The organism is Sphingobacterium sp. UT-1RO-CII-1, assembly GCF_026711005.1.
In the GTDB taxonomy this organism is placed as follows: domain Bacteria; phylum Bacteroidota; class Bacteroidia; order Sphingobacteriales; family Sphingobacteriaceae; genus Sphingobacterium.
The window spans coordinates 407,580-423,766 of sequence record NZ_JAPPVJ010000005.1; the positions used below are offsets into that span (position 1 = coordinate 407,580).

Annotated in this window: 7 protein-coding genes and 1 tRNA gene; 3 read left to right on the plus strand and 5 right to left on the minus strand. The window is 39.3% G+C overall.

Going from position 1 to position 16,187, the window contains the following annotated elements:
* Positions 1–73: 73 nt before the first annotated feature.
* Positions 74–2,485, minus strand: a complete 2,412-nt coding sequence (locus ORI89_RS13520; RefSeq protein ID WP_268231020.1) for a heavy metal translocating P-type ATPase — start codon at positions 2,483–2,485, stop codon at positions 74–76.
* Between the two features lie 1,083 nt (positions 2,486–3,568).
* On the opposite strand from ORI89_RS13520, the gene ORI89_RS13525 reads away from it, so the two are divergent.
* Positions 3,569–5,860 (plus strand): hypothetical protein, encoded by a 2,292-nt coding sequence (locus tag ORI89_RS13525; RefSeq protein WP_268231021.1) that lies wholly within the window; start codon positions 3,569–3,571, stop codon positions 5,858–5,860.
* A 10-nt stretch (positions 5,861–5,870) separates the two neighbouring features.
* On the opposite strand, the gene ORI89_RS13530 is transcribed toward ORI89_RS13525, so the two are convergent.
* Together ORI89_RS13530 and ORI89_RS13535 are read right to left on the minus strand one after the other, a co-directional pair.
* Positions 5,871–6,290: a hypothetical protein gene (locus ORI89_RS13530; RefSeq protein ID WP_268231022.1), complete on the minus strand. Its 420-nt coding sequence runs from the start codon at positions 6,288–6,290 to the stop codon at positions 5,871–5,873.
* Between the two features lie 51 nt (positions 6,291–6,341).
* On the minus strand, positions 6,342–6,509 hold the full coding sequence (locus tag ORI89_RS13535) for a hypothetical protein (RefSeq protein WP_268231023.1): 168 nt from the start codon (positions 6,507–6,509) through the stop codon (positions 6,342–6,344).
* Positions 6,510–7,305: 796 nt separating this feature from the next.
* Here ORI89_RS13535 and ORI89_RS13540 point away from each other — a divergent pair.
* Positions 7,306–11,025 (plus strand): helicase-related protein, encoded by a 3,720-nt coding sequence (locus tag ORI89_RS13540; protein ID WP_268231024.1) that lies wholly within the window; start codon positions 7,306–7,308, stop codon positions 11,023–11,025.
* Positions 11,026–11,179: 154 nt separating this feature from the next.
* Here the strand turns inward: ORI89_RS13540 and ORI89_RS13545 are convergent.
* Both ORI89_RS13545 and mgtE read right to left on the minus strand, forming a co-directional pair.
* Positions 11,180–11,253 (minus strand) — tRNA-Asn (locus ORI89_RS13545).
* Positions 11,254–11,376: 123 nt separating this feature from the next.
* Positions 11,377–12,750 carry a magnesium transporter gene (gene mgtE / locus ORI89_RS13550; RefSeq protein WP_268231063.1) on the minus strand — a complete coding sequence of 458 codons (1,374 nt, stop codon included), beginning with the start codon at positions 12,748–12,750 and terminating at the stop codon, positions 11,377–11,379.
* A 615-nt stretch (positions 12,751–13,365) separates the two neighbouring features.
* Here mgtE and ORI89_RS13555 point away from each other — a divergent pair.
* The gene (locus tag ORI89_RS13555; RefSeq protein ID WP_268231025.1) at positions 13,366–16,173 is read left to right on the plus strand and encodes a hypothetical protein; all 2,808 of its coding nucleotides are present in this window, start codon (positions 13,366–13,368) and stop codon (positions 16,171–16,173) included.
* Positions 16,174–16,187: the final 14 nt, after the last annotated feature.

The following is a 16,187-nucleotide window of genomic DNA, read 5'->3' on the forward strand; positions in this document are numbered from 1 at the left end:
AAATTTCGATCTATTAACCGACTTTATTCTTACACTATTCCTGCTTTCTTTTATACAATTTCAGTGACGAGCCTTATTTCTTCCATTTCAGGCGTAAACTGTTGCTCACCACACTTACGCTGCTTAAAGCCATAGCAGCTCCGGCGATCATCGGATTCAATAAGAAACCATTAAATGGATACAATATCCCTGCCGCAACCGGTATGCCGATTACATTATAAATAAAGGCCCAAAACAGATTCTGTTTTATAGTAGCAACAGTCTGCTTCGACAGCTTAATCGCCTGCGGTATCTTTGTCAGATCCGACGATATAATCGTCATCTTCGCCACATCCATCGCAATATCACTTCCTCGTCCCATCGCTATACTCACGTCCGCCGTAGCGAGCGCAGTACTGTCATTAATACCATCACCTACCATCGCTACGACCTTGCCCTGCTTCTGAAGCTCGCTCACAAAATCAGCTTTATGCTGTGGCAGCACCTCTGCTTTATAATGCTTTATACCTGTTTGCTCAGCAATGGCTTTTGCGGTCGCTTCATTATCGCCTGTCAGCATATACAAGTCTATTCCCATATCCTGCATCTCCTTTATAGCCTGAACTGAAGTTTCTTTAATTTTATCCGAAATAGCCAGTACCGACAATGCTTTTTTGCTATCTGAAAACCAAATTACCGTCTTCGACTCCTTGCCCCAATCTTCGGCTTGCTGCAGTAAGCTTTCATCGATTTGCACGCCATTCTCCGTCAAAAGCTTTTTATTACCCACATAATAAGTTTCCTGCTCATAATCGGCTTTCGCTCCTTTGCCCGTTATACTATCAAACTGCGAAATATTGGCCAACGCCACCCCTTCCAACTCTTTCACTACCGCTTCGGCCAAGGGATGCTCAGACTGTTTCTCAATGCTCAGTAGAATATTTTTAGTCTCATCACCTGCTAGCCACTTCACTCCCGTCACCTGTGGTCTTCCCTCGGTAATCGTACCCGTTTTATCCAAAACGATCGCATTTACTTTCTTAGCTAGCTCTAGGCTCTCCGCATCTTTAATCAAAATACCCTGCTCGGCTCCCTTGCCCACCCCAACCATTATAGCTGTAGGCGTAGCCAGCCCTAAAGCACAAGGACAAGCAATAACCAATACCGTTACCGCAGCTAGTAAACCTTGCACCACACCACTCTCTCCTCCAAAAACTATCCACACTATAAATGTCAGCACAGCAATGGCAATAACGATAGGAACAAAAATACCTGCAATTTTATCTACCAACTTCTGCACAGGCGCTTTACTTCCCTGCGCATCCTGCACCATTTTAATAATTTGGGCAAGCATAGTTTCTTTGCCTACTTTTACTGCCCGAAACTGAAAGCTACCTTTCTGATTGATTGTACCTGCAAATACCTTTTCGTTTTCTTCTTTCAATACCGGCACCGGTTCTCCGCTCAGCATACTTTCGTCTACATACGACGTTCCTGAAACAACCATCCCGTCTACTGCGATCTTCTCGCCTGGCTTCACAAGAATGATATCCCCCTCATGCACATCCTCAATAGCCTTCTCCACCTCACGTCCATCTGTCTCAATAACCAAAACAGTTTTCGGTTGCAGGCCCATCAACTTTTTAATAGCCGAGGAAGTATTCCCTTTTGCTTTTTCTTCTAAAAGTTTACCTAATAAAATAAAGGCAATAATAACGGCCGCCGCCTCAAAATACACATGCGCTTCCAAACCTCTTTTGTGCCAAAAATCTGCAAACAGCATATTAAACACACTAAATACGTAAGCTATTCCCGTACTCAGCGCCACCAAGGTATCCATATTAGCCGAACGGTGCTTCAACTGTTTCCATGCATTGATGAAAAAGTCTTTCCCTAACCATAAAACCACTGGAGTAGAAAAAAAACACATAATAGGATCGGCGTACGGCATATCCATAAAAAACATACCGATTACGACTACAGGCAGCGACAAGATTATAGCCCAGGTAGTTTTCGTTTTAAGCTTCTGGAACCGCTCGGCGTGCATAGTTTCCAAAGTTTCCTGCTGGGTAGATTCGTCTTCGATCAAAAGATCATAACCGCCCGCCCGAATAGCTTTTTGCAAAGCTGCCGGGTTTGTCACATTCGGCAAATATTCTACCGTAAGGTTTCCTGTCGCAAAATTAACGGCTGCTTGCACTACCCCCTTTTCATGCTGCGCAATGCTTTCTGCACTACCCGCACACGAAGCACATGTCATCTCTAAAACCGGAAAGGATTTTTTAACAGTGGGCACACCATAACCTAAATCTTTAATAGCGCGAACAGCTTCAGCCACTGCTTCATTACCTTGAACGGTAATTGCTACCCTACTATTATTTACTTCAACCTTTTGCGTCTCTACCCCCTCTACTTTGCCCAGCCCCTTCTCCACTATCAAAGCGCAATGCTCGCTTTCCACACCTTCTAAAGGAAGGTAAATAGGTTCTTTTATATTTGTAGTCATATTCGTTTGCTTTAATTTCACATTACAAAGATGACAACAATAAGGCAAGTAAATGTTACGTAATTTTGGAAAAAAGTTACATCTTTTGGGCAATCATCAGCTGATAAATTCGCATTAGCATACTAACACACAACTACTCATTTACGCCCACGATAGCACTACATCGCTGTAAAACAGCTTTCAGTTTTCTTCAATTTTGGAGAAGGTTTCACTCCCAAACGACCAGATACAGCTTTGTCTCTTAAAATTTTGCTCAACTTATAAAGAAAACGCCTTAATAGCCTCTGTTCTATAACTTCCCCAATTTTTTGTAGTTTCTTTAAGCTGATCAAAAAAATCTGATTTTGAAACTGGTTTTTCATGAGGTCCATATCAATTATTTTTCTATCTTAGTCTTACAATTAATTCAGCCGTACTATTTTCCATTTTTTTGTTTATTGCTCTTTAATTAAGTCCGTGAAAGTCCGTCGAAATGCGTGGAAGTCCGTGAAAGTCCGTGGTTTTCCTGGCTTAACCCGTTCATACCCCTATGATATCCCGTGTTCACCCTATGTTTGTTTCGTGCAGTATATGCTTTGTACAGCGTGTTGGACCTCGCTTTGTTCCATGACGCCCTGTACTGGTATCAGCTTGGTCGAGAGACTTTGCTATATGCTCTCAAGGGGTACCCTGATCAATAAGCCTGAGCACGGTATTGAGTGTATAATAAACAGGTAGGAAGAAAAATCGCTGTAGGATCGCTATAAGCATACCGGAACTACGTAGAATAAATGCTTACTGGCGCCATGGGACTAGCGGACATGCTCTAATTTCACCTAAAAAAAGCGCAGTTCCTTTTCTACTTAAAAAGATAACATCAACTTCCCGTTCTTTCATAAGGAAAACTTCTAGAGCAAAAACCTGCATATCTTCAGTGTATAAAGTGAATATAAGAGTTGATATATCGGATATACCTTACTATCTTTAAGATTATAAACCACTCTTAAACAATAAAATAATAAAACACACATGAAAGAGAACGGCTAATAACAGATACTCATGATAAGTGCTGGCACAAGCAGCTGTCTTCATAACTGAGTTCAAATGAATCATCGTAAATTACTTTTTATAATCCAAACAATTATCCTTTTAAGTACAGGGTATGCAAAGGCGCAGGCTCGTAAGGATAAATTAGACTCTTTAGCCCATCAGTTAAAATTGTTGACTGAAGGTATACAGACGAACTCTATATACCTGCGCACCAGCAAGGATATTTATGAGTCTATGGAAGATCTATGGTTCAAAGCCTACACTGTAAATGTACAGAACCAGCTGCTCTCCAACATCGACCAAACCCTACACGTACAATTGGTGCATAGTGCTACTGACAGTGTCGTCTGGGAAGAACTATACCCTATAGAACAAGGAATAACTTCAGGACATATCTACCTGAACAACACCTTTCCAAAAGGTACATATTGGCTTTGCGCCTACTCTGCCCATAGCCTAAAAAAAGAACAAGATCATTTTATAGATGTACGGAAAATCGAGCTGGTTGAAGATTTCAAAGAACTTACGGGAGACAAAAGCAATAATCAAAAACTAAACGACAGCCCGGATAACAGGATACAGTTCAACTTATTCCCCGAGGGGGGCAATCTTTTAGCAGGCGTTGATAATAAGGTGGCATTTAAAGCTATTGGTAGCGACGGGCTACCCCGGACAGTATCGGGACAATTGCTCGAAGGAAACAAAACCATTTCAACGTTTAAAAGCATCCACGACGGAATGGGATACTTCCACATCCGCCCCCTAGCGGGAGAAAAATATACGGTAAAACTAAATGGAGCTTACACAGATAGTATGTACCGTTTACCGCCGATTCAGGAGCAAGGACTCTCCCTAAAACTAGTCGAAAACCGAGAAGACCAGATCGCTTTTTTAGTTTATAATAAAACAGGTGCTCCACATCCTTTTTACTTACAGATACAGACAAGAGGTTTGCCCGCTGTTATGGCTGCTTCAGAGGTTAAAGACAGCGTACTGGTCCGATTACCTTTAGACGATGTCGGTTCGGGCATAGCTGAAATCACACTACTCAATGAACAGCTACAGCCCCTTGCCGAACGGCTCATTTATTTAAAGCCGAACAAACAAATAACCATTAACACAACGCTATCCCGTCAAAATGAGGGCAAAAAAGAAAAAATATCACTGGAAATTCAAGCAACCGACCAGCAAAACAAGCCCGTAATAGCACAGTTGGGAGCAACAGTTTATGACAAACTATATCATGACCATAAAGACGCCAAAGATATACAGACACACTACCTGCTGTCCAAGCATATGCGCGGAAACATACATAATCCCGCTTACTATTTCGATAAAAAAAATGCAGACCGCACTGCGGCACTGGATCTTTTACTTTTAACGCAAGGCTGGCGTTCTTACATCTGGAATCCACACGACCTTAAAGAAAAGTCGAAAAAAGACACTTCTTCTATTTTAACCGATGGAATCACAGGACAGCTTATCCCGAAGAGAAAAAAAGAGCAACAAGCTGTTATGCTATTTGATCCCGAACAAAAACAAAGTAACCTGCTAACGGTAGAAAATAACACTTTCTTTATTTCGCCCCAAAATATGCTTATCGCTCCAAGTATTTATATAAAACACTTTGGCAAACCTGAAGATTTCTCCATTTGCGTCGAAGATCCTTTTTCCAAAATAAACGATATAAAACCCTGGACAAAAATATCCTATCCTAAGACAAATTTATTAAAGTCGCAAAAAGAAACCAAAAGCAGTGTGGTAAATGCGCTAAACAGGACAACTGTAAAAATAGAAGAAATTGTTGTCACTCATAAAAAAGGCACTGCCTATCGGGATAAGTATATAGGCCAACTGGATAGTATCGCAAAATATGTAAATAACCCTGATCGGACGCATGGTGGAGCAGGAGGTGGCTGGTTAAATTGTCCAGTAGGTGATTGTGATGAGATGCCTGTTGAAGGTACAACATATCTCGTTTGGATTGGCCCCAACCCACCGACTTCACACCCATTTACATTTGGAGCAAACGACGTGAAAAGCGTCGTGTACCGCTATCCTAAATATACAGAAGAAGAATTAATGAAAATGAACGGGGTAGCCCGATCAAAAGGATATTATCCCAAAAAAAAGTTCTACGAACCCATCTATGATAAAGAAAAGGATACTGCTCCCGACTTTAGAAACACGCTCCTATGGGCACCCCAAATCATAACAGATGAACACGGAATAGCACGTTTAGATTTCTACACTTCAGATATAGAAAGTGAGTTCTACGGCATCATAGAGGGGATAGACGGAGAAGGGAATTTAGGAAAGTCTGATTTTCAGTTTACTGTAAAATAAGAATGCTCTATTACTTTACACGTTTAAATTTTTCTCCACATCCTTCGAAGCAATTGTAATAAAGTGTTAGCTCATCTGCCTTTATTTCAAAAGACATTTCAGTTTCACATTTTTCAAGAACAATTTTATTCAGCCCACCATACGTTTCTTTAATTTCAAAATTAGAGCTTTCATTAGCACTACTGTACGGGTTTATAGAACATAAATCACCATTCGTTGACTTTACCTGGCCTTCTTTTGTAAACTCTAATATTTTTTTTCCTTCTATTTTTCTAAACCTACCTGTCCCATCTCCAATGTCTGCATAGACCTCTGTCAATTTCCATTGACCAACAAGTTCAAAAGGATCTGTTAAAATCTCATCGGACTTCTTACAAGAGCAGAGTAATACTGTAAAAATAACAGCAAATATTAAGCAAAATCTTTTCATATATGTATAATTTAATGGTACGCTTTTATTTTTCAATGCCCCTCTAGCAAGCTATCGGACCCATTGGTTAATATTTAATAGTAAAACGTTACCTTTCAACACTCTGCTACAGTGATTTAAATATTTAAAGACCTTACCAACAGAAGCCAGAAGCTTTCCCATAGTACGCTCTTTGTCGTTCTTCTTTCCTTTATATACTTTACGTTCTTGCTTGCTCATATTTTTAACTCAAATAAAAATAAATTTAAAGATTGGAATCAAAATACAAAATAAAACAGCCAATTATTAACTAGGTTTTACAATTGATCCCCCCTTCTATCCGCAGTACAGCTAGAATCAACTATCGATCAGAGCGGATCTTACTACCCCACATTAACATCCTAAGATCAGCCCAAGCCGCACCTTACATAACATTATAACCTCTCTAAATTTAATCTATGACCAAAAAAAAATATCATTCAACAAACAAACAGAATTATAAAATTGGGGAGGAAAAGACAACCTGTATAAAACAACACTTTTAAGGCGTTAGGTTTTGGATAAATCAATAAATGGTCTAAAAAAGATACCTAAAAGAATAGACAATGTCCGTGTATATCTGAGACTATATCATATCTCGACTTTACACTAAATTTGACGATAAAATCGAAATTGAGGAAGGTCTATAGATTTTGGTTAATTATCCGATGACACAGCTTGAGCTATCCTTCAGTCAATCTGCACAGCTCCTGAATAATCAACTATTAGATACAAAACTAATTTCGCAGCTTTTCTTATAATTATTTTTTTAAACGAAAAACAACCAAGCATTAAAGCTTAAATAAGCACATTTAAAAATGCAATCAATTTCTAATTTCGACAGAAACAACTCTCACATTTTCTTCTGAAGATGTATGTATTTTTGATTATCAAAAGTTTTCGTACTTCGTCAATGGAGCATGAAAATTTGTTTTATGAGAAAAAGAAGCTATCTTAAAGCTCTGATAATTAATTACAAAAGCTAATCAAAACCATCATGACGAATTCTTTTAACAACTATTACGTAGAAAGGATAAGTGCTATTATTGCATCCGAAATGGCCGAACGTCCAAATCTCATATTTGTTTTATTAGGGCAAACATCCTTGTGGCATTCGCTATTACCTCGCAACAATATTGCCGATAGTCGCCATCTAATAAATGAAAACAAACACTATTCCTATAGCAAAGGCTGGTATATGCAAATGCAAAAAGCACTAGCTCTAGTGAAAGATTATCACCTGATATCCTATGCCCAGCTTTGCTATCTACAGGCCTACGCTAGCGACACTTCGCTTCCCTTTGAAGATCGCATAATAGTTATTGAAGACAATCTACGCCAATTATTCCCACTTGATAAAGAAGATTACATACCGACCAACGGCCAAGATAATATAGATAGCAGACCAGCAGACCTACCATTACACCACATCGAACAATGCGTTCTGAACCAAAAATATTATTATTCAACACGCCGACCAACCAACAATTATAAAGTCGTTCCACTTTTCCAAGAAGAAATAGAAATTGAAAAAAGCAACCAGAAAAATGCAGAGACACACAACCTGTCCTTTGACAACTTCGCCATAGACCTACTTATCAATGACCACATCAGTCAACCTATTTTAAGTACAGTCACCACCATAACGTATTATAAAAAACAGTTTCAGAACAATCGTTTACTGAGCAACCTCCGGAAATGGAACGCAGTATTAAACCGATTTGGCGGAAAACTCCAGTATAGCGCTATCCCACAAATTGAAGAAGACAATCCCACACGAAAAGCTACGACCCAGTTATTGCAGCAACATTGGGGAGCCGACGCCACCTTTAGAATGCTCTTCATCTACAAGAACCCCGACCACACGAATGAAGTCATTCCTATTTCGCAGGGCGATATCGTAGATACGATTATCACGGCCTATGACAACAGCAAGGCACAGCAGGAAAACAGAGATGTATTCTTGACAGCACCTACTGGCGCAGGCAAATCACTTATTTTTCAACTCCCGGCCTTTCATATCTCTAACCAAGGAGATGTCACGATTGTTATCTCTCCCCTGATCGCCTTAATGAAAGATCAGGTTGAAACCATACTCGGGGAGCGAAATTTCGAAAAAGTAGCTTACATCAATGGTGAGCTCTCTTTTTTAGAACGAGAACGCATCATTCAACAATGTCAATCCGGATTAATCGATGTCCTGTACATGTCACCTGAATTATTCCTCTCGTACGATATCACCTACTTTATAGGAAACCGAAAAATCGGTCTATTGGCTATAGATGAAGCACACCTCATCACCACCTGGGGCAGAGACTTCAGAGTAGACTACTGGTTTCTCGGCGAACACCTGCGCAAACTGCGTGAAGTAAACCTGCAGCATTTCATCATTGTGGCCGTAACTGCTACAGCCGTATTCGGCGGGGCCAATGATATGGTTTTTGACAGTATCAGTAGTCTTCATTTAAAAAATCCGCATCTTTATATCGGTCAGGTAAAACGAGAAGACATCACCTTTGTATTTCAGAACTACTCTCCTTTTGAAAAAAAAATCCAAGCAAACAAGCTTGAACAAACGATTTCGTTTAGCAAGGACATTCATGAACTACAGTTAAAAACACTAGTATACACGCCCTATACCAAACAAATCAATAGCATCATAGAAAGTCTGAATCTAGGATTTAGCACCATCGCCACAGGATATCACGGAGGCATGACTAGCGAAAATAAAAACTTCGCTTTAGCCCAATTCAAAACAAACAAAAGAAAAATAATGTTTTGCACCAAAGCATTTGGAATGGGCGTCGATATTCCAGATGTAGATATGGTGTATCACCATGCCCCATCTGGGCTATTCTCTGATTATATTCAAGAAGTGGGCAGAGCAGCACGAAATCCAGATCTTAAGGGTTTTGCAGTTATAAACTATCACCCTGACGACCTGCTGTATGCAAAAACGCTGCATAAGATGTCTGCGATTACTCCCTCACAGATACAACTCGTATTACGGAAAATACTACTCGCTTATCATAGCAGTGGCAAGCAAAATAACCTCTTACTATCGACAGAAGACTTCGAATATATATTTGACAAAAATCAAGATGTTCAACAGAAGATGCTTACTTCACTGATGTTTCTAGAGAAAAACTACCTTCTCGAACAAGGATTTCCAGTTTTCACAGCAAGACCAAAAAGACGTTTTATAACAGGCTATGCCAAACTTACAGACGAACACTTAGAAAAACTATCGCATCTTTACCCAAATACCTATGAACTGATTAGTAGCCGAAAAAACGGCGAGCACATCATTGAATTTGATATCGAAAAATTCTGGAACCACTACGGTCAGAAACAAAATTTTGAAAACTTAAAATTAGCGTTTTACAACAATACGATTTTCCAGACAGATGAGATCAGCCTAGAGCCCCAACTAAAGATAATATTTGAGCGTACTGCAGAACCTTTCAAGGACCAATCGCGTAAACTGCAAAACACTTTTCATGCCATACAACGAGCTCTTCAGTCGTTTGAAGGTTTTTTCACAGCAAATCAATTTGAGCATAAATTGAAAGAACTCATTACCGACGGATGGATGGTTTCCAAAATCAGCGACCTACTTTTTACAGCCTATATTAAAAAATCTTATGGAAGCCGTTACGGTGTGCCAAATGTTTTTTTGAGAAAGAGAACTTTTGGTGATGAACTAAAATATCTCAATGACCCCATAGCGAGTAAGACCACTTTTGCAAGGCTGCTTACCCGATTCAATAATCTTTTTGAAAACAACGACAGCCGTCGATCGAATCGTTTTTGCACACAAAAAAAAGTTAACTCAGACAGCTATGTAAAATTGGGCAACTTCCTCGAAACATTGGGGGTCGCCACTTTCGAAATCAAAGGGGGCGATAAGACTATGGTACATATCCGCATCAATGCGGCTAAATACCTTGAAGTTGATAACAACAACATTGAATATAACAATCAATTACTTACCGACTCCGCCGAGCGACAAGAAATCAGCTACGCACTATTCAATCATTTTTTTCAAAATGATTGGAGCAACCAAGAGCGCTGGGCGTTTATCGAAAATTACTTTTTAGGAGAGTCTACAGCAAGTTTATTAACACCCTATCCACCGACAGAAGTAAACAAAGCGGATCTAAAAAGTAGGCTGGAAAAAATCGTACATAATAGAAAAAGCATAGCCGAAGACTCTACTGAAGGAGAAAATGCCTCCGTACCTCATACGGAAGCCACGGACAGCAATCTGCATATCTTTACAGCGACCAACGACTCTATACTCGAGCAACGTAAACTGCTCACCATTCAGACGGAAAAAGAGGTTCGAACTATGCGTGTTTCTGAATGGCTAATGAATGACCCGGTAACTCTTGATAAAGAAAGAATTAAAATAGGGTTCAAGCTGGAAGGAAGAGCCTATCAAATATTAAATTCGAAACTAAGAGCTCATCATTTCGACTATTACCGTGACACTTTGCGCTTACAAATGCGTATCGACTTCCCCAAATATAGCACATCGGTAAAAGCCCTATTGCCCTATACCGACAAGCCCACTGAATTTTACAAATGGTGGTGTGACAACCCAAATGCAGTAACACTAAACTTCAAAGAAAAATTGATGCTATTTGAGAAAGTGAATCGCAAAAATCCGAAAACACTAAAAAGCGAACACCGAAAGATGATCGGTGGAAAATAACGAAAACAAATAGCTGTCAGAAGCACATGCCCTTGCTTTTACATAATTTATACTCCTGTCTGCGAAGTTCAGCTGAGGAACTGGTCAATCTGTGCGAGAAAACACAAAGCTCTATAAAACACAAAAGACCTTTAAAAAAGGTCTTTTGTGTTTGCTCCTGAAGCTGGGCTCGAACCAGCGACCCTCTGATTAACAGTCAGATGCTCTAACCAACTGAGCTATTCAGGAATTTCTTGAAACTTCATTTCCGTTTCAGTGATGCAATTATCGGAAGTTTAAACGAACTATCCAAATATTTATTTCAATAAAAACACAACTCTCTCACTTCCAATCAGATTTTTTTTTAATGTTTTACATCAAAATATCACCCAGCACAAATGTCGCAATCGTAAAGTATATGATAAGCCCCGTAACGTCTACCAAAGTAGAAACAAACGGCGCTGAAGAACTTGCAGGGTCTGCACCAAGCTTTCGAAGAATAAAAGGCAACATCGCACCAACCAACGAGCCCCACATCACGACACCTACCAAAGAAAAAGCAATAGCAAAAGCATAAAAACTCCAATCGTTGCCATAGATGCCCGAATAAGCCTGATCTACAAAAATGCGGAAGAAGCCCAGCACCCCCAGTATAATACCAAGAAGAAGACCTGAAATAATCTCTCTGCGCATAACCAGCCACCAATCCCGGAGTGTTACCTCGCCCATAGCCATAGCCTGGATAATCAATGTAGAAGCCTGAGAGCCGCTATTACCACCACTAGACATGATTACAGGCATTAAAAGCACTAAGATGGTAGTTAGCCTATCCTCATAGTGTTTAAGCACGTTAAACGTCAGCAATTGGCCTAAAAACAAAACGATAAGCCATCCTCCCCTTTTCTTTACCAGATGAAAGATAGAAACATCCAAATAGGGTTCATCCAAAGCTTCTGTACCCCCGATTCTTTGCATATCCTCGGTATACTCCTCATTGGCTACCCAAAGAATGTCATCGATCGTGACAATACCAAGCATGATACCCTGCTCGTCAATAACGGGTAGAGCCACCCGGTTATTCATCCTAAAGATATTGACCGCATCTTCCTGGTGGTCGTTAGCATTTAAAGAAATGAGCCGGTTATCGATTAAATCGCCAACAATAGTTTCGGGATCTGAGATAAGCAAATCCCGGATACGAATATCATCTATTAATTTTCCGTCTGAATCTAAAACATAGAGCACATCGATCGTCTCCGACGCATTCCCATAACGGCGGACGTGATCCAAAACCCGAGTGATGTTCCAGTGTTCTTTTACCGTAATATAATCCGGCGTCATTAAGCGACCGACACTATCTTCCGGATAGCCCAAAAGCGAGAGTGCTTCCTTCCTTTCTTCCGGCGACAGCATGATGATTAAACGCTTCACAACATCCCCTTTTAGTTCACTAAAAAAAGACGTACGGTCATCCGGCGGCATCTCATTAATCAGCTCCCTGATTTTAGCTGCGGAAAGCTTTTTAAAGATACGTTCTTGAGTAGGGAAATCTAAAATACCGAACACATGAACAGCCCGGTTTATATTCAAGGTTTCAATAAAAAGAGCGGCATGCTCAGGAAGCTCATCGATGAGTTCTTCTACATCCGAAATGTTCTGCTCATTTAAAAAATCTCTAAGCTCGGACAACTGTCCGTTTTCCACCCAAGCCTCAAGAAGTTCCACCTTCATTTCTAATTCTTCCATAACACCCTCTTTATTAAAATTCCTACATTGGTAATATTTTATTTTGAGCAAAAGTCGGTTTTTTAGTTGGAAATAACTAATGTTTTATAAACAGCATGAAACAGTAAATTAAAACAATTCCAAGAGCGATGTAAACCGTCTAAAAAAAACAACAAAAGACAAAATGACAGTACGCCCATTTTTACCCAAGGCAGAATAAAATAGCTTACTTACCTATAAACACAGACACGTGCTAAAGGTTTAAATGTATCTTCAAAAATTTCGTTTTAAAAAAAAGATAGAAAATAAAAGCTCGTAAACGAACATCCCGTCGCTTCGAAAACAACATTGTCTCAATTCGCTCAGATAATTATTTAACTTCTACTATGAGCAAGAGTTATAAAAAATACATACCTTGCACTTATATAGACGGCAGTATTCGGCAACTATATATGCATAGCAAAAAATGAATAAAGCCTAAAAAATATTTATAAATAAGCATTTTTAAAAAGAAAAAACTAAACACATTAAAACCTATAAATCAATACTATAAAACAATTTAACAAAACTAAAAGTTAACAAAAATAGCACAATAAAAACTAATATATTTAGCTATACGTATTTTTAAAGATAAAAATGACACTAAAACACTTTAAAATCAAAATATTAGCAATACTTACATTAACATTAAGTACACATAAGGTTTCCTCTCAGATTTTCGACAACATTCAAGCGCACCCATCGATCAAATGGAAGCAAATAGACAACCCATATTTCAGGCTTATGTTCCCGGAATCGTTCGAAAAAAAAGCCCTAATATTGGCCGACAGTCTCCACTCCTATCACGGAAAAAGCAGTAGAGACCTAGCACTAAATCCTAAAAAAATAAGCTTTATCCTCCATGCAAATCATATAGAACAAAATGGTTTTGTGCAATTAGCGCCCCGAAAATCCGAGCTCTACCCTATCCCATCGGCAAGCCCCGACAACCAAGAATGGCTACCTAATTTAGCCCTCCATGAGTACAGACACGTTGCACAATTTGACAAACTGACAGGAAAAATAAAGGGGCCTTTTTTCGAACAACTGGCCTTAGCCCTCTTCGCCATCAACCTGCCTTCTTGGTATTTTGAAGGCGACGCAACACAAATTGAAACCATACATAGCAAAGGAGGGAGAGGCCGCCTACCCTCTTGGGAGATGCCGCTCCGAGCAAATATTCTATCTAGCAGAAACTACAATTTCGATAAATATGTAATGGGGTCATTCAAAGATAATGTCCCGTCCTACTATGTAATCGGGTACATGATGAACAGCTACCTGACCAATAATTTCGGAGTAGAAAGTCATGAGAAAATATTAGAGAGCATGAGAAAAAACCTGATCAAACCTTACAATTTCCAACAGGCATTAAGGGCAACATCAGCCCTCAACTCGCAGCAGCTTTATAAAAAAACAACAGAAGATTTAGCCGAAAAATGGACGAAAGAAAAACCAAAAAACATCTCCGAAACAACAAAAATAGCACTTAAAAAAAGTCCCTATCCGACCAACTATTTACTACCTCAGATAGGCGAAGACAACAAAATATACAGCTTAAAAACATCACCTCAAAACACTGCCCAGATAACGAGACTGAGTGATAATGGCGAAGAAAAAACAATAGTAAAAATAGGCTACCAAATCACTCCGAACTTCCATATCAAGGCAAATAATATCGTATGGGATGAGTATAAAAAACACCCTCGGTTTGGAAAAGAAACCTATAATATTATAAATATTCACAATATAAAAACAGGGAAAACAAAAAGTTTAAGCAGTAAAACACGCTATTATTTCCCATCATTACACCCTTTTGCTGAACAAATAGTAACCGTAGAAGTTGACAAATCCGGCTATAGTAGCTTAATAATACTAGATGCGCAGCGTGGAAATATCGTAGAAAAAATCGCAGCTCCACAGGGAATGCACCTGCAGCAACCAAAATACAACAACGCCGGAACACGCATAATTGCTATAGCCGTGGCAGCACAGGGCACAAATTTAATAGAGTTTGACCTAGCATCTAAAGACCACAAATTCTTACTTAACTGGGGAGATCAACAGCTCGAACAGCCATTTTACGAAAAAGAAAGAGTGATTTTTAAAGCCCACTACAATGGAATAGACAACATATACCAACTGGAAGAAGGCACGATCAAGCCACTTACACAGGCAGAATATGGCGCGTTTAACCCTTTTATAGACCAGAAAGGAAATCTATTATACAACGACTATCAATATAATGGCTACAAAATATCTAAAAAAGAGTCCACTCCAGTTAGCGATGACCGAACAGTACGCCCTTTTTACATACAAGCTACATTGGATAGCCTAAACGAGAACAACCCCTACACTCTTAGAGATACCGCATTAAAAATCAGCAATTACAAACCGGATACACATTTATTTAATTTTCACAGCTTATCGATTAGCAGTAACGACTTTGAAAGCTTTGACAACTACGTACCTGGGTTATTCTGGCTATCGAATGATCTCTTAAATACAACACAGATGAAAATTGGCGCAGAGTATGACACAGATATCAATAAAACAAGATACTCGGCAGAGATCTCTTATCGTAAATTTCTCCCCATATTCACCCTAAAGTATGCAAACCGTGGGCAAATAGGTCAGGCTGTAAAAAATAACAACGATAAAGAATTGATCCCCTACAGCTTTAGAGACCACCATATCAACATGGAGATGAATATACCACTCTCCATATACCTAAAAAACCAAGTTTACAGCTACGGTTTCAATATGAGTAGCTCGTACACCAAAAGATATAATCCCAGTATTTCATTAAAAAACTTTACGGACGTCATTGCTTTCCCAATAGCTTACCAAGTATATTTCAACCGAAACAATATGCGGAGCAAAATGGATATTATGCCAAAATGGGGGCAAAATATTAGTGTGACCTACCGACACCTACCTTTTGAAAATAGGCTTTCAGGTCATATATTTTCGGTCCGTAGCAATTTTTACTTTCCTGGGCTGTTTAAAAATCACAGTATACAGTTCCGTTTGGCCTTCCAGGAAAGTAGTGGAATTTACGATTATAATTACGATATCCCCCTACCCACAGGATGGGGGCACTACAATTCGCCGATTGTAAAAAACACCAGTATGATTAATTATAGTCTTCCACTGTTGTACCCCGACTGGAGCATAGGCTCTTTAACTTATATTAAGAGACTGCAAGGGCTTGTATTTACGGATTTTCAAAATATACACCAGAGTTTATCACCAAAAAGCATAGGCATAGGCTTATCAGCAGATCTTAACATATTTCGCTACCCCCTTCCTGATATAAATTTAGCCAGCAAACTGTCTTATATTAACGACGCTACAACAAGCAGACGCATAATACCTTCCTTTAGCATAAGCTATACCTACTAAAAGAGAAAGACCGT

Excerpts from the sequence above, each read along its gene's own strand:
- ORI89_RS13520 (WP_268231020.1), bottom strand. The coding sequence starts at position 2,485 with ATGACTACAAATATAAAAGAACCTATTTACCTTCCTTTAGAAGGTGTG.
- ORI89_RS13525 (WP_268231021.1), top strand. The coding sequence starts at position 3,569 with ATGAATCATCGTAAATTACTTTTTATAATCCAAACAATTATCCTTTTA.
- ORI89_RS13530 (WP_268231022.1), bottom strand. The coding sequence starts at position 6,290 with ATGAAAAGATTTTGCTTAATATTTGCTGTTATTTTTACAGTATTACTC.
- ORI89_RS13535 (WP_268231023.1), bottom strand. The coding sequence starts at position 6,509 with ATGAGCAAGCAAGAACGTAAAGTATATAAAGGAAAGAAGAACGACAAA.
- ORI89_RS13540 (WP_268231024.1), top strand. The coding sequence starts at position 7,306 with ATGACGAATTCTTTTAACAACTATTACGTAGAAAGGATAAGTGCTATT.
- mgtE (WP_268231063.1), bottom strand. The coding sequence starts at position 12,750 with ATGGAAGAATTAGAAATGAAGGTGGAACTTCTTGAGGCTTGGGTGGAA.
- ORI89_RS13555 (WP_268231025.1), top strand. The coding sequence starts at position 13,366 with ATGACACTAAAACACTTTAAAATCAAAATATTAGCAATACTTACATTA.